This is a genomic window from Pseudomonas sp. B707 (assembly GCF_022496685.1).
GTDB classification, from domain to species: domain Bacteria; phylum Pseudomonadota; class Gammaproteobacteria; order Pseudomonadales; family Pseudomonadaceae; genus Aquipseudomonas; species Aquipseudomonas paraglycinae.
The window spans coordinates 1-23,731 of the sequence record NZ_WTVE01000009.1 but is presented as its reverse complement, the minus strand read 5'-3'; the positions used below and the strand labels follow the sequence as shown (position 1 = coordinate 23,731).

Here is a 23,731-nt window from a genome sequence, read left to right as displayed (position 1 = left end):
ACCCCGCCCCGGATAAAAAGGTAGGAAGCCATGGACACTGCTCAAGAACCGCTTGCCCCCACCAGCGCCAGCTGGCGTTTCAAGGTCGGCGTGGCAATCATCTGCCTGATGCTCGGTTCGTGGCTGATGGTGCCGATTGCCGCCGCCCTCGACGTGCCGGGCTCGAAAGTCGCGGCGCTGACCGGGGTGTTGTTCATCAGCAATAAAGTGCTGTTGCTGCTGGTGATCGCGGTAATGGGCAAGGCCGGGTTCGCCGAACTCAAGCGCACGATCGGCCACTATATTTCCGGCGTGATCCCGACCCCGGTGGCCGAAGTCAGCCCGATGCGCCACAAGATCGGCGTGGTGATGTTCTGCCTGCCGCTGCTGTCGTCCTTCCTGGAGCCGTATTTCGACAACTTCTTCCCGGGCGTACGGCCCAACCTCTGGCAGATGCAGGCGCTGGGCGACTTGATGTTCGTCGGCAGCTTTTTCGTGTTGGGCGGCAATTTCTGGGACAAGGTGCATGCGCTGTTCGTGCGCAAGGCGCGGGTGGTTGCGGAATGACCGCCAACTGAGCACTGACTTCGATCAGGCGTGCCCAAGCGCGATGGCAAACGACACGACGACCATGCAGGCGAAAGCGAAATTGAGGTTCATGGGGTGTTCATCCTGGTCCTTTTGAAAGTGGGGCCATTCTGCCGGGGGTGGGTCAAAAGAAAAAATTCGGCTTCGTGATTCCAATGATCGAAGCCATTGATACCGGCGTTGTGTTTGCAGGTTTGCTTGGCTAAGCTCACACAAACCTGCAATGACAAGCACAAACAGGCAAAACCATGCACGATCATTCCGCATCCGAGCTTCCCTCCCTGCGCCGGCAGAAAATCCTTCTGATCCTCGAACGTGACGGCAAGGTCATGGCGTCCGAGTTGAGCCAGCATTTTGCGGTGTCCGAAGACACCATCCGCCGCGATCTGGCCGAGCTGGACAACGCCGGGCTGGTACAGCGAGTGCACGGCGGCGCGCTGCCGAGGCCCAAGGACACCGGCAAGGACTACTTCACCCGGCTGGAGGAGATCGACGAGGTGAAGATTCGTCTGGCGCAATTGGCGGCGCAGCAGGTCAGGAACGGGCAGACGGTGATGTTCGATTCCGGTTCCACTTCGTTGCAGGTGGCGCGTTCGTTGCCCAGGGATATCAGCATCACGGCGGTCACGGCCTCACCGATGACGGCGATCGCGTTGTCCGAATACCCGGGCATCAAAGTGATTCTGGCGGGTGGGCAGTTGAATCCGAAAACCATGTCCGCCGGTGGTCACGAGGCGCTGCGGCTGCTGTCGGGGATCAAGGCGGATCTGGCGATCACCGGGGTCTGCGCGATTCATCCGGAGGTGGGCATCACCTCGCTGCATTTCGATGAAGTGCCGGTCAAACAGGCGCTGCTCGATTGTGCGGCCCGGGTGATTGCCGTGACCACGGCGGACAAGCTCGGCGCGGTGGAACCGTTTGTGGTGGCGCCGTGCGAGCGTTTGCACACGCTGATCACCGAACGGCATGTGGCGTCGGGGAGTGTCGAGGATTATCGGCGGTTGGGGATTGAGGTGGAGCAGTTGCCCGACTGAGGTTTTGTGGCAAAAAAAGGCCCCATCACTGGCGATGGGGCCTGTTCGATCAGCGCAGTTTTTCCAGCATCTGGTAGTACCACATGCCCGCCGCCAGCATCGGATTCCCCAGCAGATCGCCCATCGGCACGCGAATGTGCGTGCACGCGGCAAACGTGTCGAACTGCTGCATCTGCCCGGTGATCGCGCGGCTCATGATCTCGCCCATGATGTGGGTCGTGGCGATGCCGTGGCCGGAGTAGCCCTGGCAATACCAGACGTTGTCCGAAAGCTTGCCCAGTTGCGGGATGCGGTTGATGACGATGCCCATCGCGCAGCTCCACTGGTAATCGATCTTCACCCCTTTGAGCGCCGGGAAGGTCTGTTCGATGCACGGCCGCAGTTCGCCGGCGATGTCCCGTGAATCCTTGCCGCTGTAGTTGGCGCCGCCGCCGAACAGCAGGCGGCCGTCGGCGGTGAGGCGGTAGTAATCGAGGACGAAGCGGCAGTCGTAAACGGCGAGGTCTTCAGGGTTGATCTGCTTGGCCAGATCCCCCAGCGGTTCGGTGGTGACGATGCCGCCCATGGCCGGGAAGATTTTGCCCTTGAGTTGGCCTGGTTCGAGTTTGTGATAGACGTCGCCCGCCAGTAGCACCTGATTGGCGTCGATCTGGCCGTGTGCGGTGCGTACGCCAGGGCTGTCGCCGTGAATGATCTCCAGCACTTCACTGTTTTCGAAGATCAGCGCGCCGAGGCTTTCCGCCGCCCGCGCTTCGCCGATGCACAGGTTGAGTGGGTGCAAATGCATGTTGCGGGTGTTCTTGATTGCGCCGTGGTAGAGATCGCTTTGCAACAGGTCGCGCACCTGGCTGCGGTCGAGCAGGCTGACTTCATCACCCATGCCGCGACGCACGGCTTCGTCGTAGTCGCTGCGCAAACCGGCCATGTGGCTCGGCTTGTACGCGGCGTGCAAGTGGCCGTGCTTGAGGTCGCAATCGATGGCGTATTTCTCGACCCGCTGCTTGATGATTTCGTGGCCGCGCCAGCGCAGGTGCCAGATGAAATCATCGACCTCATCGCCCAAGGTGTTGCGCATCTGTTTGCGCATCGCACCGTCGCCGGACAGGCTGCCGGTGACCTGCCCACCATTGCGCCCGGTGGCGCCCCAGCCGATCTTGTGGCTTTCGACGATGGCGACTTTCAGGCCTTTTTCGGCGAGTTCCACGGCGGTGGCGACACCGGTGAAACCGCCGCCGATGATCACCACATCGACCTTGTGCCGGCCTTGCAGGGTCGGGTAGTCGGTGTCGCGGTTGAGGGTCGCGGTGTAGTAGGAATTGCTGCGTTCAGTCATTTCAGTATCCAAGGCAAAAACAGGAAAAAAGGATCAGGCTTCGGTCAAATACCAGCGCCAGTCCTGCTCACCCACTTCGGCCATGAACTGCCGGTATTCCGCACGTTTTACCGCCAGATACACCCCGAGGAATTCCTGCCCCAGCGCGTCCCGCGCCCACACCGAATTTTCCAGTGCTGTGAGCGACGTCAGCCAGTCGGTCGGCAGCAATTCTTTCGCCTGCGCGTAACCGTTGCCTTCCACCGGCTCACCCGGATCGATGTCTTCTTTTATCCCGCGATGAATGCCCGCCAGGATCGCCGCCGCTGCCAGATACGGGTTGGCATCGGCGCCGCAGATGCGGTGTTCGATGTGTCGGGTGTTGGCCGGGCCGCCCGGAACGCGCAGGCTGACGGTGCGGTTGTCGACGCCCCAGGTCGGTGCCAGAGGCGCGTAGCTGTTGGCCTGAAAACGCCGGTAGGAGTTGGCGTTCGGGCAGAACAGCAGCAGCGAATCGAGCAACGAGGCGAGCATCCCGCCAATCGCCGTGCGCAGCAGCGGGGTGCCTGCCGGATCTTCGGAGGCAAACAGATTGCGCCCCTCGGCATCGGCGAGACTGACGTGCATGTGCATGCCGGTGCCAGCCAGGTGATCGAACGGCTTGGCCATGAACGTCGCCTGCATCCCGTGCTTGTGCGCCACGGCTTTGACCAGTCGTTTGTAGCGCACGGCCTGGTCCATCGCCTCCAGTGCATCGCCGTGTTCGAGGGTAATTTCCACCTGGCCCGGCGCGTATTCCGAGATCGCCGTGCGCGCCGGAATGCCGTGCAGCTTGCAGGCGCTGTAGAGGTCGGCGAGGAACGGTTCGATCTGCTCCAGCTCACGCAACCCGTAGACCTGCGTGTGTCTCGGTCGACCACCGTCGGCATCCAGCGCCGGTTGCGGGCGACCGTTGTGATCGCGTTTGGCGTCGAGCAGATAGAACTCCAGCTCGCAGGCCATTACCGGGTGGTATCCCTCGGCTTTCAAACGGTCGATGACCTTGATCAACAGGTGACGCGGGTCGGCAATGCTCGCCGGCATGCCTTGTTCCGGGTGCATGCTGACCTGCACTGCAGCGGTCGGAATCTGCCGCCACGGCAAGCGCACCAGACTGCCTTCCAGCGGGTAGGCGCGGCAGTCGATATCGCCGACGTCCCACACCAGACCGGAATTTTCCACGTCTTCGCCGTGCACCGTCAGGCCGAGAATGGTGCTTGGCAGCGGGCGTCCGCTTTCGTATACGGCGAGCAGTTCTTCGCGGTGCAACAGCTTGCCGCGCGGCACGCCGTTGGCGTCGAGGATGAACAGCTCGATCATGTCGATATCGGGGTTCTGCTCAAGAAAGTTACGAGCGTCTTCAATGGCTGCGAATTTCATAATCAATCACTCACGATGGCGCCGCACAGGCGCGCAGATTCGGCCTGGACGCAGCTCGGCAAAAGGCGCGGGCGTCCTGGCAGGGATATCGAAAAAAGAGGAGGAGCTGTCGCGATTTTTAGCGGCGCGATCAGACAGGCAGGCAGATATCCGGCGGGCGTGCGGAGTGGCGCAGCTTGGAACGGCTCAGGGCCATGGGGAGATTGACGATGCGATTCATGCGCGGCCCCTGTGAAGGAGGGCGCACAGTGCAGAGACGTTCAACGATTCTGATTGTTGGAGTGACGTGCTCATGACGCGTGTTTCCGTTGGCGGAAAACGTCGGCGGCGGGAGAGTCCCGCCATGCCGGTGTGGCTGGATAGTAAGGGGGAATCCCCGGATAAGTAAACGCCTGATTCCGCGATCGGTGGCGTGCACCCCGGTTCAGCGCAGCAGGTAAAACCCCAGCCCGACGAGGGCGCAAACGATCAACACCTCGATCACGCCGCGTTTGAAAAAGAACAGGGCGAGGGCGGCCATGAGGGCCAGCACGATCGAGAAAACATCGGGCTGACCGGTAAAACCGGTGGGCCAGAGCACGTGGTAAGCAAAGAAACACGCCAGATTGAGGATCACCCCGACCACCGCTGCGGTGATCGCGGTCAGTGGCGCAGTGAACTTCAGTTCGTTGTGCGTCGACTCCACCAACGGCCCGCCGGCGAGGATGAACAGGAACGAGGGCAGGAAGGTGAACCAGGTCACCAGCGTCGCGGCCAGCGCGCCGGCGGCGAACGCGTGTTCCGGGCCGAACGTCGGTTGCACGTAAGCGCCGACGAACCCGACAAACGCCACCACCATGATCAGCGGCCCCGGCGTGGTTTCGCCCAGGGCCAGGCCGTCGATCATCTGCGTCGGCGTCAGCCAGCCGTAATGCCCGACCGCGCCTTGATACACGTAAGGCAGCACAGCGTAAGCGCCGCCGAAGGTGAGAAGCGCCGCTTTGGTGAAAAACCAGCCCATCTGCGTGAAGGTGCCGTCCCAGCCGAACAACGCGGTCAGCAACGCCATCGGCAGGCACCACAGCAACGCGCCGATCAGCAGCAGACGCAGCAGCCTCGGCAGGCTGAACCGTGCATGTTCGGGCGGCGGAGTGTCGTCATCGATCAGCGCCGGGCCGAAGGATTTTTCGCCGCCGCGATGGCCGCCGTTGCTGAACCGCTGTGGCGCCCAGCGTCCGCCGAAATAGCCGATCAATGCCGCGCCGAGCACGATCAGCGGGAACGGTACGTTGAAGGCAAAAATCGCCACGAACGCTGCCCCGGCGATCGCCCACAGCCAGCTGTTCTTCAAGGCTCGGGAGCCGATGCGATGGGCCGCGTGCAGCACAATTGCGGTCACCGCCGGTTTGATTCCGTAAAACACTCCGGCCACCGCTGGCACGTCGCCGAACGCGATGTAGACCCACGACAGAGCGATCAGAATCAGCAGCGAAGGCAATACAAACAGCACTCCGGCCAATATGCCGCCAGGGGTTCGGTGCAGCAGCCAGCCGATGTAAGTCGCCAGTTGTTGGGCCTCGGGGCCTGGCAGCAACATGCAGTAGTTGAGCGCATGCAGGAAGCGCCGCTCGGAAATCCAGCGCCGACGCTCCACCAGTTCCTGATGCATGATCGCGATCTGCCCGGCGGGCCCGCCGAAGCCGATGCAGCCGAGTTTGAGCCAGAACGGCCAGGCTTGGCGCAAGGTGATGGGTTGAGGACGGGACAAGTCCTTTGGTGTCTGGCTCAAGTGTGGCTCCACGTTCGATCGGCGGAAGCTGCTATCTAATCAGGCTTTTGTCGCATTCGACAGTACCCGGTCAGGCATGCGCCAGACTCCAGCGAACCGCCGCATCCTGATCACTCTCCCGCGCCTCGACCCAATGCGAACCCTCCTGGGTAGTCTCACGCTTCCAGAACGGCGCACGCGTTTTCAGCACATCCATGATGAACGCACAGGCTTCAAACGCCGCATGCCGATGCTTGCTGCTGACGCCAACAAACACGATCGGCTCGGTCACCGACAATGCGCCGACCCGATGCACAATCTCCACCGCCATCAGCGGCCAACGCTCGCGGGCCTGTTCGGCAATATGCTCCAGAGCCTTCTCGGTCATGCCCGGATAATGCTCCAGAAACAGCTCGGTCACCGACTGCCCGACGTTCAGATCCCGTACATAACCAATGAAATTCACCACCGCGCCCACCCGTGGATTGCGCGCATGCAGGTCGGCAATCAACTGACCGGCATCGAAGCCTTTACGCTGGACTCGAACACCCATGCCTCAACCCCCCGTGACGGGCGGGAAAAACGCGATCTCGTCGAAATCCTCGATCGTCTGATCCGGCTGACACAGCTCCTGATTCACCGCGCACATCAGGTTGCCGGCGCCGAGCACTTCACGCCACACATCGCCACGTTGCATCAGCATCTGCCGCACGTCTTCAACACAAGCGAGGGTGTCGCTGGCCGGAATCTTTTCACCGCCCAGATTGAGCCGGTCACGGTAGCTGGCGAAGTAGTTGATCAGAATCATTGCGGGTTCTCCCATTGAAAGTGGCCGGAGCGGCCGCCCTGTTTGCTCAGCAGGCGGATGTCGCCGATCACCATCGCCCGGTCCACCGCCTTGCACATGTCGTAGATAGTCAGCGCGGCGACGCTGGCGGCGGTCAGGGCTTCGAGTTCGACGCCGGTCTGGCCGGTGAGGCGGCAGGTGCTGGTGATCTGCACGCGGTCCGGCTCGCAGGCCTCGAGCTCGACGTGGATCGAACTGAGCAGCAGCGCATGACACAGCGGAATCAACTCGTGGGTGCGCTTGGCGGCCTGAATCCCGGCGATCCGCGCCACGGCGAACACATCGCCCTTGGGGTGGCCGTTGGACTGGATCATTTGCAGGGTTTCCGGACGCATCTGCACCCAGGCCTGGGCGGTGGCTTCGCGGCGGGTGGCGGCTTTGTCGCTGACGTCGACCATGTTGGCGCGGCCCTGTTCGTCGAGGTGGGTGAGGGTGTTGCTCATGCGGTGGGCTCCTGGATCGGGCTGTAGATTCGCGGGGCGTTGCGGTGCGGGACGTGGATCAGGTTCAGGCGGTGCTTGAGCGCCCAACGCACGGTCAGCGCGGTGGGGGCAGACAGGCTGACAAGGGTGCCGAGGCGGGCGCGCACGGCTTTGTGGATCAGTTCGAGGCTGCAACGGCTGGTGACCACGACGAAGCCCTGACGCGCATCGAGACCTTCGAACTGCAGTGCGCCGATCAGCTTGTCGAGGGCGTTGTGGCGGCCGATGTCTTCGCGGCACAGCAGCGCTTCGCCGTCGGCGTCGAAGTACAACGCCGCGTGCAGGGCGCCGCTGCTGCGGGCCAGTTGCTGGGCCTGTTCGATGCGTTGGCGGATCCCCTCGAAATGTGCGGCAGGTGGCAACGGTGTCGGGGTCAGGATCTCGAGTTGCGGCAGCGCCTGCTCAAGGGCTTCCACGCCGCAGAGGCCGCAGCCGCTGGTGCCCGCCATCTGCCGCCGGTGATCTTTCAGGGCCCAGAACGCACGGCTGGAAATCTGCACGTCGGCCTGGCAGGCCTGGTCGAAATGGGTCAGGCGGATGTCGTGGATATCGTCGAGGCGGTCGACGATGGCGTTGCTCAGGCTGAAGCCGCGAATGAAGTCCTCGATGTTGCCTGGCGAGACCATCATCACGGCTTGATTCAGTCCGTTGTAGCTGATGGCCAGGGCGATTTCCGCCGCCAGCTTCGCGTGGGACACCGGCGCGTCGTCGAGGTATTCGCGGTAGGCCACTTGCGCCGGTTGTGGCGCGGGGGCGTTGGCGTCGCCCGGTTCGATGAGTTGTTCAACTTGGCACAGCATCCTGAAAATCCCCGAAGCGCTGAAGTGGGTTCAGGCTACGGGGCAGGGAAAAGTGCGTCCAATCGCTTGTTCCGATGCAGTGATTGGATTGGTCGATGACCGCTTTCAGGCCGAGAATAGGTGTTGACTGATAAGGCCTCATCGCTGGCAAGCCAGCTCCCACAAGGTTTCGTGTCAAACACAGAATTTGTGACTAACTCAATCACTGTGGGAGCTGGCTTGCCAGCGATGGCGGCCTGACATTCAACACATTTATTCGGCAGGCGCCTCGACCCCGAACATCTTGCGCGCCTCGGCAAAACACTTCTCGGCGATCGCCGAGCGCGGTTCGGTCTTGCGCATCACCAGCCCCAGCGGCGCGAGTACGCTGGCATCCGGCAGGTTAATGAAAGCCAGGTGCTCGATCGGCTCTTTCAGCCCGCTGTCCAGCGGCATGATCGAGCAACAGAAGCCCTGGTGAATCGCCTGCAGCAATTGATAGGTCGAATCGCTTTCCATGATCGGCTGCGGATTCAATCCGCGGCTGCGGAAACTCAGGTCGATGGATTTTCGATAGTGCATGCCGGTGGTGATCATCCCCAGCGGCAGTTCGGCGGCGTCTTCCCAGCTCATTTCCGGGCCTTCGAAATGGAAGTGGCGGGTGTCGTAGAGCAGGCCGACGCGGGTCTCGCCAATCTCGAAAAACTCGAAATAGTTCGGGTTGACGTGGTCCAGATAACACACGCCCAGGTCCAGCTGATTGTTGCCCAGGCCCTCGATGATCTCGTCCGAACTCAGCGACGACAGGCTGTACTTCAGCTCCGGATAAGTCCCGGACAAACCCTGAATGTAATTCACCGGATTGAAGTTGCTCAGCGGCACCAGCCCCAGGCGCAGGCTACCCACCAGTTGCCCCCGGCAGGCCGCCGCTTCGGCAAACAGCCCGTCGTGGGCCGCCAGCAACGTGCGGGCCCAGGCCAATACGCGCTCGCCGGCCTGGGTGAACCCTTCGAAGCGCTGGCCGCGATTGACCAGCACCAGATCCAGCTCGTCTTCCAGATTGCGCAGGCGCATCGACAGGGTCGGCTGGGTGATGTGGCAGCGCGCGGCGGCCTGGCCGAAGTGGCGGGTTTCGTCCAGCGCGATCAGGAACTTGAGTTGTTTGATGTCCACGACGGCACCTGCTCGATAAGGAATTTTGATTGAGTATTGACGCAGATGCGTACGGCGCACGAAAAGCGCAGGCAGCGACGATCCCATCGAGGGCTTTTTTCGTCCAATCGGCAGTGTTTACGAGCCTATCGAGGGTTTCGATGACCCCCGGTTTCATTGAGCCGGACAGCGCTCGAGGGGCTGAAAAAAAACCACCGATAGAGCAGGTCGATAGTGTGGTCGGCCAGAGTGATTAGACAGTCCTCACAAGCGGCACTTAGGCTCGTCATCCATTGAATTGACGACGGCCGGAGAGTGCCATGAGTGTTAAATCGGATGCCTTGTTCGTTCCCCTGAATATTGCCGTGCTGACGGTCAGCGATACCCGCGATTACGCCAGCGACACCTCCGGCCAGTTGCTGGTCAGCCGCCTGCTGGAGGCTGGCCACACCTTGAGCGAACGCAACCTGCTCAAGGACGACCTGTACAAGATCCGCGCCCAGGTCGCGCAGTGGATCGCCGACGACAACATTCAAGTGGTGCTGATCACCGGCGGCACCGGTTTCACCGGGCGTGACAGCACTCCGGAAGCTGTAGCCTGCCTGCTGGACAAGCAGATCGACGGTTTCGGCGAGCTGTTTCGCGCCATCTCGATTCTCGACATCGGCACCTCGACCGTACAAAGTCGCGCGCTCGCGGGCCTGTCCAACGGCACGCTGGTGTGCTGCCTGCCGGGTTCTACCGGCGCCTGTCGCACGGCGTGGGAAGGCATACTTGCCGAACAACTGGATAACCGTCATCGCCCGTGCAACTTCGTTCCGCACCTCAAACCGGTGCAAGCCTGCGGGCCGCGCGGATGAGCAAGCCGGGTTTGATGCCGATCGAGGACGCCCTCGACCAACTGTTGGCGATGGCTGATGAACAACGTCTGCCGGACAGCGAATCGGTGCCGCTCAATGAAGCGCGCGGACGCGTGCTGGCGAGCGATCTGGTCGCCACCCTCGATCTGCCGCCGTGGCCGAACAGCGCCATGGACGGTTACGCCTTCAACCTTGCCGACCTGCATCGCCAGCCGTTGAGCGTGTCGCAACGGGTCTATGCCGGGATGGCGCCGGACGCCTTGCTATCCGGCACCTGCGCAAGGATTTTCACCGGTGCGCCGTTGCCCATGGGCGCCAATTGCGTGGAGATGCAGGAAAACGTCGAGGTGCTTGAAGACGGCCGCGTCCGTTTCCTGCAACCGCTGAAGGTCGGGCAGAACATCCGCGCCCAGGGCCAGGAAAACCGCGTCGGCGACACCTTGCTGCGCGCCGGCAAACGCCTCGGCCCGTTCGAACTGGCCGTCGCCGCAGGGCAGGGCATGACCCATTTGCCGGTGGTGCGTCGTCCGCGCGTGGCGTTGCTCTCGACCGGGGATGAACTGGTGGAACCAGGGCAACCGCTGCGCCCCGGCAGCATTTACAACAGCAACCGCACCTTGCTTGACCACTGGTTGCGGGAATTGGGTTGCGAAGTGATCGACGCCGGGATTCTGCCCGATCGCCCGGCGCAGACACGGCTCAAACTCGAGCAACTGCAAGTGGCAGCCGATCTGATTCTGACTACGGGTGGCGTGTCTGCCGGTGATGCCGACTGCCTCGGTCAGGTGCTGCGCGACAACGGCAAACCGCTGCTGTGGAAACTCGCGATCAAACCCGGTAAACCGCTGACGGTCGGGCATTTCGGCACGGTGCCGGTGATCGGCCTGCCGGGCAATCCGACCTCGGCGCTGGTGACCTTCGGCTTGCTGGCGCGCCCGTACCTACTGCGCATTCAAGGCGTGGAAGAGGTGATGCCGCTGAGCTTCACGGTCAACGCCGGCTTCGACTGGCCGAAACCCGGCAGTCGTCGCGAGTACCTGCGGGTACGTCTGGAGGGCGGGCAGGCGGCGCTGTATCCGAACCAGAGTTCCGGGGTTCTGCTCGGCGCGACCTGGGCCGACGGATTGGTGGAAATCCCCGAGAACAGCATCTTGCAGATGGGTGATCCGCTGCGTTTCATTCCGTTCAGCGAGCTGTTCTGAGCGCGATTAAAAGGTGCAAACCGCTTGCCGGGAAACTGTCGAAGACTGTGAAGACGGCTATCGGGTCAATCCCAGCCGTTCATGCCATTGGGCGATGGATTCTTCGGGATAGACCTCGAATTGTTGATCCTTCTTGCTCGCCTGCACTTCGACCCACGGTGCCTTCGAACCGAGCATCAAATGAGTGTGTTCCGGCGGCACCGGCAACGGCGTGTCGATGGCCGAGGCGAACGGGTGGATCAGCGCCGGCCATTCCGGGCTGAACAGCCACAGGCCGCTGCCGCACTGCGAGCAGAAGTGCCGTTCGGCGCTGCTGCGGTGGGCGCGGGCATCGCCTTCGTCTTTCATTTTCGCGTGGTAGATCGTGATGTGTTTGCGCCCGCGCACCTTGAGGCTGGCTGCGTCGCCGCCGAGGTTGATCGCAAAGCCGCCACCGCCCTGGGTCTTGCGGCAGATCGAGCAGTAGCAGCGCTGATAAGGGTAGGGGTGGGCGCTGTCGAGGGTGAATGAAACCGCGCCGCAGTGGCAGGAGCCTTCGAGGTGCATGAGTGGCCTCCGGTGTTTTTTGTTGGTGCGATTCAGCCTAGAAGAGATCTCTTGCCTGTGCCGCCGCTATGGACGCCTGCGAAAAGCCCGGTCAGCATGTCCGCAAAAAAGGGATCCACACCCATGCGCCGACTACCTTCCCTGGCCGCCCTGCGAACTTTCGAGTGTGCCGCCCGCCACGCGCATTTCGGCCGCGCCGCCGCCGAGCTGTGCGTCACCGACAGCGCCGTCAGCCATCAGATCCGCCAGCTCGAAGAGCAACTGGGCGTGTCGCTGTTCATCCGCGAGGGCCGACAGATTCGCCCGACCATCGCCGCCGGGCGCTTGATGCAGAGCCTGCAACAGGCCTTCGAACTGATCGGCGATGCCTGCGACGAGTTGCGCGATCCGTCCTCGCTCGCGGTGTTGCGGCTGGCGGTCACGGCGGAGTTGGCGCAGAAGTGGCTGATGAATCGTCTCACCGATTTCTACGCGCGTTATCCGCACATCACCTTGCATCTTTACGAGCAGCCAATCGACGCCACCGCGCCCGGCGAAGACATCGATCTGGCGATCACCTACGGCACCGGCCCGGTGGACAGCAGCGCGTACTTCGTCCGCCCGTTGCCGGCGCTGCAGTTCTTCCCGGTGTGCAGCCCCGGCCTGTTCAACCAGGGCACCCTGAAAACCCCGAAGGACCTGGCCCGCCATTGCCTGCTGCACGACGATCAGGACGGCAAGACCTGGACCGCGTGGCTCACCAGCCATGCCGGCGACCTGCGTCCGGAGCGCCAGTTGTATTTTGCCCACGCCGGTCTGGCGCTGGAGGCGGCGGCGCAAGGGCAGGGCGTTGCGATGGGCGACAACCTCACCGCGCAGGAGGATTTGCAGAGCGGGCGTCTGGTGCGCCCGTTCACCTCCAGCATGACCGCGCTGGGGCAATACGCGCTGGTCTGCGAGCGGGTGCGGCTGGAGCGTCCGGCGGTGGCGCAGATGCTGGAATGGTTCAACGATCAACTGGCGGATTGATGAGTTGAATTCAACTGTTCCGAAATAATCATCGTTGGCGGCCCGACTGCCCGCGACCGTAGCCTGAGGTCATTCCCATCCCGACGACGAGGTTTGACCATGGCACGTTTGCTCGACACCACCCCGAAACAGGACGGCTTCCGTCTGCCCGGCGAATTCGAAGCCAAGTCCGGCTGCTGGCTCGGCTGGCCGGAGCGCACCGACGTCTGGCGCAACGGCGCCAAGCCTGCACAGAAAGTCTGGGTGCAGATTGTCACCGCGATCTCCCAGAGCGAGCCGGTGACGGTCTGCGCATCGGCCTCCCAGTTCGCCACGGCCCGCCGCCAGTTGCCGCCACAAGTGCGGGTGGTGGAAATGACCTGCAACGACACCTGGTTCCGCGACAGCGGCCCGTGCTTCGTGGTCAACGACCAGAGCGGTGAAGTGCGTGGTGTCGACTTTGAATTCAACGCCTACGGCGGCCTCGACGGCGGGCTCTACTACCCGTGGGACAAGGACGACCAGATCGCCAGCAAGATCCTCGAAATCGAACGCTTCGACCGCTATCGCGCGCCATTGATTGCCGAGCTTGGCGGTATCCAGAGTGACGGTCAGGGCAGCATCCTCACCACCGAGCAATGCCTGCTCAACCGCAATCGCAACCAGCACCTGGGCAAGGACGAAGTCACCCGCCGGCTGACCGATTACCTCGGCGCCGAGCAAGTGATCTGGCTGCCACGCGGTTGCAAGTTTGACGAAACCGACGGCCATGTCGACGACCTCGCGTGCTTCGTGCGCCCCGGCGAAGTGGTGCTGCAATGGACCGACAACCGCGACGATCCGCAATGGGAAATCTATCAAGAGGCCTACGACATCCTGCGCAGCACCCGCGACAGCCGTGGCCGCGAGCTGATCGTGCACAAACTGCCGCAACCGGACGTGCTGGAGTGGACCGCTGAAGAAGCCGAAGGCCTCGATCAGCAGGACAGCACCCACACCCGTCAGGCCGGCACGAAAATCTGTGCGTCGTACATCAACTACTACGCCGGCAACAGCTCGATCGTGGTGCCGCTGTTCGGTGATCGCAACGATCAGGTGGCGCTGGCGACCCTCGCCGAACTGTTCCCGCAGCACAAGATCGTCGGCATCGAGAACTCCCGGGAAATCCTGCTCGGTGGCGGCAACGTCGCGTGCATCACCATGCCGCAATACGCCGGCCAGAAAAAAGGAGCCTGACCATGGGCCTGCACAAACTGAGTAAAGCGTTATTGCTGGTGCTTGCACCCCTGTGTGTGCAGGCTGCCGAAACGGCGAAACCGGTTGTCAACCTGTACATCTGGGGCGAGTACCTGGCCCCGGATACCCTGAAGAATTTCGAGGCGAAAACCGGGATTCGGGTGGTCGCCGATCACTTCGATTCGCTGGAAACCGTCGAGACCAAACTGCTCACCGGGCGCAGCGGTTACGACCTGGTGCTGACCGCCGGCCAGCACCTGTCGCGGGCTATCGAGAGCGGCGCGATCCAGACCCTGAACAAGCAGCAGCTCCCGCATTTTGCCGGTGTCGGCGAGGAGTTCCGTCAGCACATGGCGGTGTTCGATCCGGGCAACCGCTACGCCGGGATCTACGCCTGGGGTACCACTGGCGTCGGCTATCAGGAGGAGGCCGTGAAGCAGCGCCTGCCGGACGCGCCGAGGGACAGTTGGGCGATGCTGTTCGATCCGGCGGTGGTGTCGAAATTCGCCGATTGCGGGGTAAGCCTGCTCAACGATCCGAACGAAGTGTTCGCGGCAGTCATGAAGTACATGGGCCTGGACATCAACCGCCAGAGCCTCGACGACCTGAAACTCGCCGAGCAGCAACTGGCGAAGATCCGCCCGTACATCCGCTATTTCGACAATGACCTGAACATCAGCGACCTGGCCAACGGCAACACCTGCGTGGCGATGTCGTGGAACGGCAACGTTGCCATCGCGGCAGGTCAGGCTGAAGCGGCCCGCAAACCGTTCAAGTTGAATTACCGGATTCCGAAGGAGGGCACGCTGATCTGGTTTGATGCCATGGTCATTCCCAAGGATGCACCGCACCCCGAAGCCGGATTGGCATTGATGGATTATTTGATGACACCCGAGGTGATTGCGCCGATTACCGATACGATTCATTACGCCAATGCGATCACGGCGGCGGACGGGTTGGTTGATCCGGCGATACGCAATGATCCGGGGACTTATCCGCCGGAGGCGGTGAGGGCTTCGCTGTACAGCAAGAATGACAATGGCAAGGCGTTCAACCGGGCTTTGATTCGCGCGTTCAGTCGGTTGAAATCCGGTCTGTAGCCAAAGCCCCTCACCCCAACCCTCTCCCAAAGGGGGAGAGGGAGCCGACCGAGGTGTCTTACGCTACACATCGACCTGAAACACCGAGGCGACTATGGATTCACCAACGTGTTGGCAACTATGGGTTCGCTCACGTCTTGGCGCCTATGGATTCAGAGTTGATGTTTCAGGTCGGCGGAGCTCTCCAATATCCCCCGATCGGTTCCCTCTCCCTCCGGGAGAGGGTTAGGGTGAGGGGCTTTTCGGCACCCGCCACAAATACCACGCCGCCACCGTCCGAAACGGACTCCACGCCAACCCGATCTCAATCATCTGCTTGCGTGCAGGCTGCACCTCCAGCCCCTTCAACCGCCGATACCCCTCGCGCACCCCAAAATCGTCGGCCGGCAGAATATCCGGCCGCTCCAGGCTATAGATCAGCAACATCTCCACCGTCCAGCGCCCAACCCCGCGCAGGCTGACCAACCGCTCGATCAGCGCCTCATCCTCCATCGCCAGCGCGGTCGAGTAATCCGGCACCACGCCGTCCAGAGTCGCCTGGGCAATCCCCTGAATCGTCGCAATCTTGCCCGCCGAAAACCCGCAACTGCGCAATCGGTCGAAGTCCGTCGCCAGAACCTGCTCCGGACGCGGAAACGTCTGCCCGGGAAACAACCCCACCAGCCGCCCGACAATCGCATCGCCAGCCTTGGCATGCAGTTGCTGATAGGCAATCGCCCGCACCAGCGACTCATAGGGATCGCGCGCCGGATGCGGCTGATGCAGGCAGGGGCCAACCGCAGCAATGTGGCGCTGCCAGTCGGCGTCGAGGCTGGCCAGAAATTCACTGGCCGGTTGGTAGGGATCGGGTATCGGCAACTTCGGTGATCCGTTGATTTGAAAGCCGGGAGGGGCGTGGGTGTCGATTTGTCAGAAAGCCAGAGGTTGCGTGAGCTGCACGGCGGCGTTTTCCAGCCGGAGCAAAAACGCCTTGCGCGGTTGCCCACCACCATAGCCCGTCAATGAGCCGTCCGCACCGATCACCCGATGGCACGGCACCACGATCGACAGCCGATTGTGCCCGTTGGCCAGCCCCACTGCTCGGCTGGCGCCGGGTTTGCCCAAGCGTGCGGCGATGGCGCCGTAAGTGCTGGTGTGGCCGTAGGGGATTTGCCGCAGTTCGCTCCAGACCTGCCGGGCAAACTCGCTGCCGGGCAGGTGCAGTGGCACACTGAATTCGCTCAGCTTGCCGGCGAAGTACAGCGCCAGCTCGTTGTCGATCTGCTGCAAATGCGCGTTCTGCCCCGGTGCGACCACGTAGCCGTATCGGTTTTGCAGCTCCTCGACTTCCCGGGTCAGCGCCGGACGGTCGAGAAACTCCAGCAAGACCAGCCCGCGCCGCTCGGCCATGGCAATCATCGGACCCAATGGCGTGGTCAGGCGGGTGAACAGCAGCGGTTCACTGGCCGCTGCGCGCCCCGGCGTGATGTGGAACGACTTCTGAAACGCATCGCGAAAACCACTGAGGGATTCATAACCGGAGTCGAACGCGGCATGGTCGATGGACGTGCCTTGCTTGATCCCGCCCAATGCCACACCGAGCCGGCGCGTGCGCAGCCACGCATGGAAGGTCATGCCGAAATGCTGTTTGAACCAGCGCCGCAACTTCAACGGTTCGATGCCCTCGGCGAGCAATTGCGCATCGCTCCAGCGCACCTCGGGATCGGCGTCGACAGCTTTCAATAGTCGCTGCACCCAGTCCGGAGCGATGGCCGCAGCGTCCAGCGGTTTGCAGCGCAAACAGGCGCGATAACCGGCGGACAGGCAGTCGTCAGCGTGGGCGAAGAACTCGACGTTTTCCGGTTTCGGCTTGCGCGCCGTGCAGGTCGGGCGGCAAAAGATCCCGGTGGTTTTCACGGCCGTGAAGAACACGCCTTCATAGGCGGTGTCGCTTGCGAGCATGGCGCGAACCATTTCGGCGTGAGGGGGCAGGACAGCGGTCTGTATGTTCATGGGCCGAGGATAAAACCAGTTATTCGATGGCTCCACCGAAAAATCGACAGTGAATTTTCGGGCCGCTGCACTACAGTGATCGGGTCGCTACAACTCGGGAAATGAAGGTATGCCACCGTTCACGATTCAACACATCGATCACATCGTGCTGCGCGTCGCCGATCTGCAACGCAGCATTGATTTCTACGACCGGGTCTTCGGCGCCGAAGTGGTCAAGCGCAACGAAAAGTTCGGTCTGGTGCACCTGCGCGCCGGCACGTTGATGATCGATCTGGTCGACCTCGACGGCGAAATCGGCCGCAAGGGCGGCGCCGCTGCCGGCAGCGAACGGCGCAATGTCGATCACTTCTGCCTGCGCATCGAGCCGTTCGATGAAGCGGCGCTGATCAGTCATTTGCAAGCCTGCGGCCTGAGCGTCGAAAAAGCCGCCACCCGTTTTGGCGCCGAGGGTTACGGCCTGTCGCTGTACTGCTTCGACCCGGACGGCAATCAGGTCGAACTCAAAGGCCCGTCCGAAGCCTAGGCCCGTTTGGCCATTAGCAACACCGAAGCCGCCGCCGACAGCAACCCCGCGCAGCAACGGTTGAAAATCCGCTTGCCGCGCGGCTCGGCGAACCAGCGGCGCATGTGCAGCCCCATGTACGCGTAGGCGCTGATGGCGATCCATTCCAGCAGCAGGAACAGCACGCCCAGCAGCATGAACTGCGGAGTAATGGCGCGGTTCGGGTCGACGAATTGCGGCAGGAAGGCGGTGAAGATCAGGATTGCTTTTGGATTTCCCGCTGCCACCAGGAATTCCTGACGCGCCAGGGCCAGAATCCCGCTCGTCGGCGCAGTCACCGCGTCTTCGGCGGCAGGATTGGCCCGCCACAGCTGCCACGCCAGATACAACAGATACCCCGCGCCAACAATCTTGATCCCATAGAACAACAGCTCGGACGTTTGCAGCACCACCGCCAGCCCCGCCGCCGCGAGGGCGATCATCCCGGCAAACGCCAGCAATCGCCCGACACCCGCCACGCAGGCGCGCCGATAGCCGTAACGGGTGGCGTTGCTGACCGACAGCAGGTTGTTCGGCCCCGGTGCCATGTTCAAGGCAAAGCAGGCGGGCAGAAACAGCGAGAGGGTGGCGAGATCCATGGTGCGGGCTCCGGTGACGGGAGCGGTATTTTTATCACGCGGGTGTGCGGGCCTGAACCGTACAGTCAGGCGCCAGTGTCGCGGTACAGCGACTATCGGCAGTGAATTCCTTCGAACTTTCTGCCGTCCGGTCAGCTCTTAACCCTTCACAGGTTGATGAATTCATCAGAGAATCCCATCTGCCGGGTCAGAAACTACCATTGCCGTGTAAGCTTTCGCGCCATGCTTCTCCATTCCCCCATGGCCCCAGGCGGCCCACTGTACGAGCGACTACATGCAAGCAAAGGCCCGCGAGGTTCATGTACCACCGGTGTTGCAGGATCTGCGCGCCGGCACGGCCGAACTGCACATTGCACTTGAAAAGCGCCTTCCTTTTTTCTCCGACACCCTTGATCTGCACGCTTTCGAGCGACTGATGCGCGCCTATTACGGCTTCTATCAGCCATTGGAAGCCGTGCTGCAGGACAGCGACGCGATTCCCGCTGATTTTGATCTGGCTTCCCGCCTCAAGACACCGACCCTGCAACGCGATCTGCAAGCGCTGGGCGCAAATGGTGGCGATTTTCCGATCTGCCGCCGGTTGCCCGTCATCGACTCCGCCGCCGCGTGCCTGGGTGTGCTGTACGTACTGGAAGGTGCAACCCTCGGCGGGCAAATCCTGCGCCGGGAGATCGCCACGCGGTTGAGCCTTGGCGCGGACAACGGCGCAGCGTTTCTGGACATCTACGGCGCTGCCACCGGCCGGCGCTGGCGCGATTTCATCGAATACCTGGGCAGTCGCCCGATGGACGCCGACGAGCGTAAAGCCGTCGTGGCGGCGGCCCACACTACATTCAGTTGTTTCGAGCAGTGGCTCGAAAGTCAGGAGGTTCTGGTATGAACCCGCAAGACAAAGAAGCCTTTGAAGAGTTGCTGGCCAACTGCGCCGACGAGCCGATCCGCTTTCCCGGCGCGATCCAGCCGCACGGTTTGCTGCTGACCCTGAGCGAGCCGGACCTTTCGATCATTCAGATCAGCGCCAACGTCGAGACCTTGCTCGCCCGGCCGGCACAGGAACTGATCGGCCAGCCACTGCAAAGCCTGATCGGCGATGCCCATGCCGCGCAGGTTCGCGAGGCCTTGCAGCAACCGGCCTTGTCCGATGCGCCGCCGCTGCACTTTCGCCTCAACGGCACCGCGTTCGAAGGTTTGCTGCATCGGCATCAGGATGTGCTGATCCTGGAGCTGGAAATCCACGTCGAAAATTTCCAGCCGCGCAATGTCGCCGGCACCGAAACTCACCTCGGGCGGATGCTCGCGCGCCTGCAAAAGGCCCAGAGCCTGCAGGCGCTGTACGACATCAGCGTCAAGGAAATCCAGGCCATGACCGGTTACGACCGGGTGCTGATCTATCGCTTCGAAGAGGAGGGCCACGGTCAGGTCATCGCCGAAGCGTCCGATCCGTCGATGGAAGTCTTCAACGGTCTGTTTTTCCCGGCCTCCGACATCCCCGAGCAGGCCCGCGAGCTGTACCGCACCAACTGGCTGCGGATCATTCCGAATGCCGACTACCAACCGGTGCCGCTGGTGCCCAAGTTGCGCCCGGACACCCAGACCCCGCTGGACCTGAGTTTCGCCACATTGCGCAGCGTGTCGCCGATCCACTGCCAGTACATGAAGAACATGGGCGTGCTGTCCTCGATGAGCATTTCCCTGCTCAAGGGCGACAAGCTCTGGGGCCTGATCAGTTGCGGCAATCGTCAGCCGCTGCACGTGCCGCACGAGTTGCGCACGGCATGCCAGACCATCGGCCAGGTGCTGTCGTTGCAGATCAGCGCGATGGAAGCGCTGGAAGTCAGCCGTCAACGGGAGGAAAAGGTCGAGGCGCTGGCGCTGCTCAATCAGGCGATGATCGACTCGCCACAGAACGTCTTCGATGGCCTGGCCAACCAGCCACAAGTCCTGATGGCGCTGGCCAATGCCGGCGGCATCGCGATCATCGAAGACAAGCAATTGCACCGTTACGGCAACTGTCCGGAGCCGGAAGAAATTCGAGCCCTGCACAAATGGCTGCAGGAGCGTGGCGAGCCGGTGTTTGCCAGTCATCACCTGGCCAGCGTCTACCCGCCGGCCGCGCACTATCAGCAGGTCGCCAGCGGCGTGCTCGCCATGAGCCTGCCCAAACCGGTGGACAACGGCGTGCTGTGGTTCCGCCCCGAAGTCAAAGAGAACATCAACTGGAGCGGCGACCCGCGCAAGCCGCTGGATCTGGAAAACTCCGACGCCGGCCTGCGTCTGCGGCCGCGTACTTCGTTCGAAATCTGGAAGGTCGAGATGGCCGGGATTTCCACCAAATGGAGCCACGGAGATCTGTTTGCGGCCAACGACCTGCGTCGCTCGGCGCTGGAAAATGACCTGGCTCGTCAGGTGCGCCGCGAGCAGGAAGCGGTGCGTGCCCGCGACGAACTGGTGGCGGTGGTTTCTCACGATCTGCGCAACCCGATGACCGTGATCTCGATGCTCTGCGGCATGATGCAGAAGGCCTTCAGCTCGGACGGGCCGCACACTTCGCGGCGCATCTCGACTGCGATCGACACCATGCAACAAGCCGCCGGGCGCATGAACACGCTGCTGGAAGACTTGCTCGACACTTCGAAAATCGACGCCGGCCGCTACACCATCGCGCCGCAGAAACTCGATGTCGCGCAGATGTTCGAGGAGGCGCAATCGCTGCTGGCGCCGCTGGCGCTGGACAAGGACATCAGCATCTCGTTCGAGGCCGATCCCGACCTGAGCATCCATGCCGACCCCGAGCGGTTGTTTCAGGTGCTGTCGAATCTGGTCGGCAACGCGATCAAGTTCACTCCGCGCCTGGGCACGGTCGATGTGTATGCCAAATCGGTCGGTGACGACATCGTCTTCACGGTGCGCGACAGCGGCGAAGGCATTCCCAAGGATCACTTGCCGCACGTGTTCGACCGTTACTGGACGGTCAAGGAAGGCAATCCGACCGGCACCGGGCTGGGCCTGTACATCACGCAGGGCATCGTCGAGGCCCATGGCGGGCAGATCGTTGCCGAGAGTGAGCCGGGGCAGGGCAGTGAGTTCCGCTTCACCGTGCCGCGTCAGGACTGAAAAAGCCGATCAGCGTTGGGGGGCCTGCAACATGGCCACCCATTCTGCGGCGAATCGATGGCAATCGCCGGGCCAGCGCGCCGTCAGCAGTTGCCCGTCGCGCACCACAAATCCCGATTGCAGTTTCTGCGCACAATCGCGCTTGGCGATCAGCGGACCGCGTTTGAAGTCGGTTTTGCTGGCCAGCGCGGTTTTCACTTCCGCTTCGACGGTCTGCTTGTAGGTGCGGTAGTAGCGCCCCAGCCACGCAGCTGTCATCAGCCACGCCGGCAACTCCATGGTGGCCGCGAGCAATGCCGTCACTTTGCGCCCGAACAACACCGACCGCCCGGTATCGGGGTCGAGCGTCCTCGCCAGCAACAGCACACCATGACACACCGCCGCCACGGGTTTTTCGGCTTTGAAAAATTGCAGGGCAATCTGCTGGGCCTGCGTGGATTCCAACAACGTGCGCATGCCTTTGGCATGCCCGCCGGGGATCAGCAGACCATCGAATCGATTCGTGTCGACATCGGCATACGCCAGCGGCTGCCTGAACGCTTCGGACTCGATCATCTGCGTGTAACTGTCCAGATCGGCCTTGCGCGTCATCAGCATCGAACTCAACAGGCCGAAGCCGATATCCACCAGCCGTGGATCGGCGTGGGCGGGCAAGCCTTGCGGCGTGGCAAAACGTACCTCGATCCCCGCGTCGCGCATGGCCTGCCAGGGCACACTGCTTTCGGTGGGGTCGTAATCGGCGCAGGGCAACAAAATCAGAATCATCGAGGGCAGACTTCCCGGTCAAAAGTGATCGCATAGCCAGAGCGTAGTGGGTCTGTGCAAGCGGGGGTAATTTCCTTCAATACTGCCCGGTGTGCGCTGGCTACTGTGGGCGCCTTGTTCCTCGATTTGAAGCAGGTGTGCGATGAGTCTGATTGTGTCGATGGCGGCGTTTGCCCTGGCCGCGTCCATTACCCCGGGGCCGGTGAATATCGTGGCGTTGAGCTCGGGGGCGCAGTTCGGCTTTCGCGCCAGCCAGCGGCATGTGGCCGGGGCGACGCTGGGGTTTGTGTTGTTGCTGGTGTTGATGGGGCTGGGGCTGCACGAAGTGCTCAAGCTGTGGCCGGCGCTGACCCGCGTGGTGCAACTGGCCGGGGTGGCGTTTTTGCTGTTCATGGCTTGGAAGCTGGCAACGGATGACGGGCAGTTGAATGCGGGAGAAGCGGGAAGGGCACCTTCGATGCTCTACGGCGCAGTGATGCAGTGGCTCAATCCCAAGGCCTGGCTGGCCTGCGTGGCGGGCATGGGCGCGTTTGTCGCTGATGGCGAGGCGCGGCTGGTCTGGCAGTTTGCGGCGGTGTATCTGGTGATCTGTTATCTGTCGGTCGGCTGTTGGGCGTATGCCGGGACGTTCTTGCGCGGTTATCTTGGCAACCCGGCGGGGATGCGCTTGTTCAACCGGGTGATGGCGTTGCTGTTGGCGGTGAGTGCGGGGTATCTGTTGCTGCCGTGAGTGTGACGGGGCTTGGGTTTAAAGGTGTTTAAGGATGCGTCCGACAAACCACGCGAACTTGCGCCATTGCCTACGCATCCGCCAGAATCCGCCGGCTTGTGCGCCTTGGGAGCGGGTTCTATTGTTTGCCGGTCGCTGACGAATCAGCGATCGGGTCTCGCAGCCCGCGATCTCTAGACGCACAACACCCTCCAGTTTTATGGCGGCTGTACGTGGGAGACCCTCGGGTCTGCCGGTTCTAGAGTCCCGGTCTGCGACCCGCGTATAGCTGCCACCTCTTCGTATCGCAGCGAATCGTGGCGGCTCCATGACTCTGGAGATTCAATCATGATCAAACCAACACCAAACCCACCCGAAACCGACCCGACCTCGCCCTACGAAACCCTCGACTCCAAGAAATTCCACGAAGCCGCCGACCGCGCTCTCGACCACTACCTCAATCCGTTCCACCCCAGAAAACCGATGCTCAAACCCAACACCCGCTACCTCATCGCCCCCGGCATCGACAGCGAAGAACTGCTGGCCGACGCTTGCGAAACCCTGACCTCGGCCAAAACCATGGCCACCGACTTCGCCGGGCTGGTGGACGGCTCGCATCGGCATGTGCTGTTGGGGATTGCGCAATTGATCATGCTGGGGGAACTGGCGGTGAATCGGGCGCTGGATAATCTTGAGGTGGCGGCTGAGCCGCGCGTCTGAGTGCTGAAACCAAAACGGCCC

At 62.2% G+C, this 23,731-nt stretch carries 25 protein-coding genes; 12 read left to right on the top strand and 13 right to left on the bottom strand.

Features of this window, described 5'->3' with window-relative positions:
* Positions 1 to 30 precede the first annotated feature (30 nt).
* Entirely contained in the window at positions 31 to 546 is a 516-nt protein-coding gene (locus tag GQX66_RS03010) for a transporter suffix domain-containing protein (protein WP_011333574.1), read from the top strand.
* Between the two features lie 269 nt (positions 547 to 815).
* Positions 816 to 1,601 (top strand): DeoR/GlpR family DNA-binding transcription regulator, encoded by a 786-nt coding sequence (locus tag GQX66_RS03005; RefSeq protein WP_240866215.1) that lies wholly within the window; start codon positions 816 to 818, stop codon positions 1,599 to 1,601.
* A 49-nt stretch (positions 1,602 to 1,650) separates the two neighbouring features.
* Here the strand turns inward: GQX66_RS03005 and GQX66_RS03000 are convergent, their stop codons facing one another.
* The 8 genes from GQX66_RS03000 to GQX66_RS02965 form a co-directional block, all read right to left on the bottom strand.
* Entirely contained in the window at positions 1,651 to 2,934 is a 1,284-nt protein-coding gene (locus tag GQX66_RS03000; RefSeq protein WP_134022884.1) for an FAD-binding oxidoreductase, read from the bottom strand.
* A gap of 33 nt (positions 2,935 to 2,967) precedes the next feature.
* Positions 2,968 to 4,332: a glutamine synthetase family protein gene (locus tag GQX66_RS02995; protein WP_102717761.1), complete on the bottom strand. Its 1,365-nt coding sequence runs from the start codon at positions 4,330 to 4,332 to the stop codon at positions 2,968 to 2,970.
* Between the two features lie 424 nt (positions 4,333 to 4,756).
* Positions 4,757 to 6,100 (bottom strand): chromate efflux transporter, encoded by a 1,344-nt coding sequence (chrA, locus tag GQX66_RS02990; RefSeq protein WP_240866212.1) that lies wholly within the window; start codon positions 6,098 to 6,100, stop codon positions 4,757 to 4,759.
* Between the two features lie 70 nt (positions 6,101 to 6,170).
* Positions 6,171 to 6,632 carry a molybdopterin synthase catalytic subunit MoaE gene (gene moaE, locus GQX66_RS02985; protein ID WP_085748298.1) on the bottom strand — a complete coding sequence of 154 codons (462 nt, stop codon included), beginning with the start codon at positions 6,630 to 6,632 and terminating at the stop codon, positions 6,171 to 6,173.
* A 3-nt stretch (positions 6,633 to 6,635) separates the two neighbouring features.
* Positions 6,636 to 6,887, bottom strand: a complete 252-nt coding sequence (locus GQX66_RS02980) for a MoaD/ThiS family protein (RefSeq protein ID WP_074687836.1) — start codon at positions 6,885 to 6,887, stop codon at positions 6,636 to 6,638.
* Positions 6,884 to 7,369, bottom strand: coding sequence for a cyclic pyranopterin monophosphate synthase MoaC (moaC, locus tag GQX66_RS02975; protein WP_102687385.1), 486 nt, complete (start codon positions 7,367 to 7,369; stop codon positions 6,884 to 6,886). The genes GQX66_RS02980 and moaC overlap by 4 nt, the downstream gene beginning before the upstream one ends.
* Entirely contained in the window at positions 7,366 to 8,208 is an 843-nt protein-coding gene (gene fdhD, locus GQX66_RS02970) for a formate dehydrogenase accessory sulfurtransferase FdhD (RefSeq protein ID WP_240866198.1), read from the bottom strand. Before fdhD ends, moaC begins: the two co-directional genes overlap by 4 nt.
* A 252-nt stretch (positions 8,209 to 8,460) precedes the next feature.
* The gene (locus tag GQX66_RS02965; RefSeq protein ID WP_240866194.1) at positions 8,461 to 9,360 is read right to left on the bottom strand and encodes a LysR family transcriptional regulator; all 900 of its coding nucleotides are present in this window, start codon (positions 9,358 to 9,360) and stop codon (positions 8,461 to 8,463) included.
* A 299-nt stretch (positions 9,361 to 9,659) separates the two neighbouring features.
* Between GQX66_RS02965 and moaB the strand changes: the two genes are divergently transcribed.
* The gene (gene moaB / locus GQX66_RS02960) at positions 9,660 to 10,199 is read left to right on the top strand and encodes a molybdenum cofactor biosynthesis protein B (protein WP_085608999.1); all 540 of its coding nucleotides are present in this window, start codon (positions 9,660 to 9,662) and stop codon (positions 10,197 to 10,199) included.
* Positions 10,196 to 11,401 carry a gephyrin-like molybdotransferase Glp gene (gene glp / locus GQX66_RS02955; RefSeq protein ID WP_240866192.1) on the top strand — a complete coding sequence of 402 codons (1,206 nt, stop codon included), beginning with the start codon at positions 10,196 to 10,198 and terminating at the stop codon, positions 11,399 to 11,401. Before moaB ends, glp begins: the two co-directional genes overlap by 4 nt.
* Before the next feature lie 57 nt (positions 11,402 to 11,458).
* Here glp and GQX66_RS02950 read toward each other — a convergent pair whose 3' ends face one another.
* On the bottom strand, positions 11,459 to 11,947 hold the full coding sequence (locus tag GQX66_RS02950; protein WP_240866190.1) for a GFA family protein: 489 nt from the start codon (positions 11,945 to 11,947) through the stop codon (positions 11,459 to 11,461).
* Between the two features lie 123 nt (positions 11,948 to 12,070).
* Here GQX66_RS02950 and GQX66_RS02945 point away from each other — a divergent pair, with 123 nt between their 5' ends.
* The 3 genes from GQX66_RS02945 to GQX66_RS02935 all read left to right on the top strand — a co-directional run bounded on the left by GQX66_RS02945 (position 12,071) and on the right by GQX66_RS02935 (position 15,270).
* On the top strand, positions 12,071 to 12,955 hold the full coding sequence (locus tag GQX66_RS02945; RefSeq protein WP_085698792.1) for a LysR substrate-binding domain-containing protein: 885 nt from the start codon (positions 12,071 to 12,073) through the stop codon (positions 12,953 to 12,955).
* A 99-nt stretch (positions 12,956 to 13,054) separates the two neighbouring features.
* A complete protein-coding gene (gene aguA, locus GQX66_RS02940) occupies positions 13,055 to 14,170 on the top strand; it encodes an agmatine deiminase (RefSeq protein WP_085748305.1) in 1,116 nt (371 codons plus the stop codon).
* 2 nt (positions 14,171 to 14,172) lie between these two features.
* Positions 14,173 to 15,270: an extracellular solute-binding protein gene (locus tag GQX66_RS02935; protein ID WP_240866180.1), complete on the top strand. Its 1,098-nt coding sequence runs from the start codon at positions 14,173 to 14,175 to the stop codon at positions 15,268 to 15,270.
* A 225-nt stretch (positions 15,271 to 15,495) separates the two neighbouring features.
* Here the strand turns inward: GQX66_RS02935 and GQX66_RS02930 are convergent, their stop codons facing one another.
* Entirely contained in the window at positions 15,496 to 16,122 is a 627-nt protein-coding gene (locus GQX66_RS02930) for a DNA-3-methyladenine glycosylase (RefSeq protein ID WP_085748316.1), read from the bottom strand.
* A 57-nt stretch (positions 16,123 to 16,179) separates the two neighbouring features.
* Positions 16,180 to 17,262, bottom strand: a complete 1,083-nt coding sequence (locus GQX66_RS02925; RefSeq protein WP_240866178.1) for a methylated-DNA--[protein]-cysteine S-methyltransferase — start codon at positions 17,260 to 17,262, stop codon at positions 16,180 to 16,182.
* 109 nt (positions 17,263 to 17,371) lie between these two features.
* On the opposite strand from GQX66_RS02925, the gene GQX66_RS02920 reads away from it, so the two are divergent.
* Entirely contained in the window at positions 17,372 to 17,785 is a 414-nt protein-coding gene (locus GQX66_RS02920; RefSeq protein WP_240866175.1) for a VOC family protein, read from the top strand.
* Here the strand turns inward: GQX66_RS02920 and GQX66_RS02915 are convergent.
* Positions 17,782 to 18,402 (bottom strand): LysE family translocator, encoded by a 621-nt coding sequence (locus GQX66_RS02915; RefSeq protein ID WP_085748308.1) that lies wholly within the window; start codon positions 18,400 to 18,402, stop codon positions 17,782 to 17,784. The two genes, GQX66_RS02920 and GQX66_RS02915, sit on opposite strands and share 4 nt — an antisense overlap.
* 274 nt (positions 18,403 to 18,676) lie before the next feature.
* On the opposite strand from GQX66_RS02915, the gene GQX66_RS02910 reads away from it, so the two are divergent.
* Positions 18,677 to 19,282 (top strand): biliverdin-producing heme oxygenase, encoded by a 606-nt coding sequence (locus GQX66_RS02910; RefSeq protein ID WP_240866173.1) that lies wholly within the window; start codon positions 18,677 to 18,679, stop codon positions 19,280 to 19,282.
* A complete protein-coding gene (locus GQX66_RS02905) occupies positions 19,279 to 21,516 on the top strand; it encodes an ATP-binding protein (protein ID WP_240866169.1) in 2,238 nt (745 codons plus the stop codon). Before GQX66_RS02910 ends, GQX66_RS02905 begins: the two co-directional genes overlap by 4 nt.
* Positions 21,517 to 21,525: 9 nt before the next feature.
* Here GQX66_RS02905 and GQX66_RS02900 read toward each other — a convergent pair whose 3' ends face one another.
* Complete coding sequence (locus tag GQX66_RS02900; protein WP_240866166.1) at positions 21,526 to 22,281, bottom strand: type 1 glutamine amidotransferase domain-containing protein; 756 nt, start codon at positions 22,279 to 22,281, stop codon at positions 21,526 to 21,528.
* Between the two features lie 142 nt (positions 22,282 to 22,423).
* Here GQX66_RS02900 and GQX66_RS02895 point away from each other — a divergent pair, with 142 nt between their 5' ends.
* Positions 22,424 to 23,011 carry a LysE family translocator gene (locus GQX66_RS02895; RefSeq protein ID WP_240866136.1) on the top strand — a complete coding sequence of 196 codons (588 nt, stop codon included), beginning with the start codon at positions 22,424 to 22,426 and terminating at the stop codon, positions 23,009 to 23,011.
* A gap of 327 nt (positions 23,012 to 23,338) precedes the next feature.
* Positions 23,339 to 23,710 (top strand): DUF6124 family protein, encoded by a 372-nt coding sequence (locus GQX66_RS02890; protein WP_240866133.1) that lies wholly within the window; start codon positions 23,339 to 23,341, stop codon positions 23,708 to 23,710.
* Positions 23,711 to 23,731: the final 21 nt, after the last annotated feature.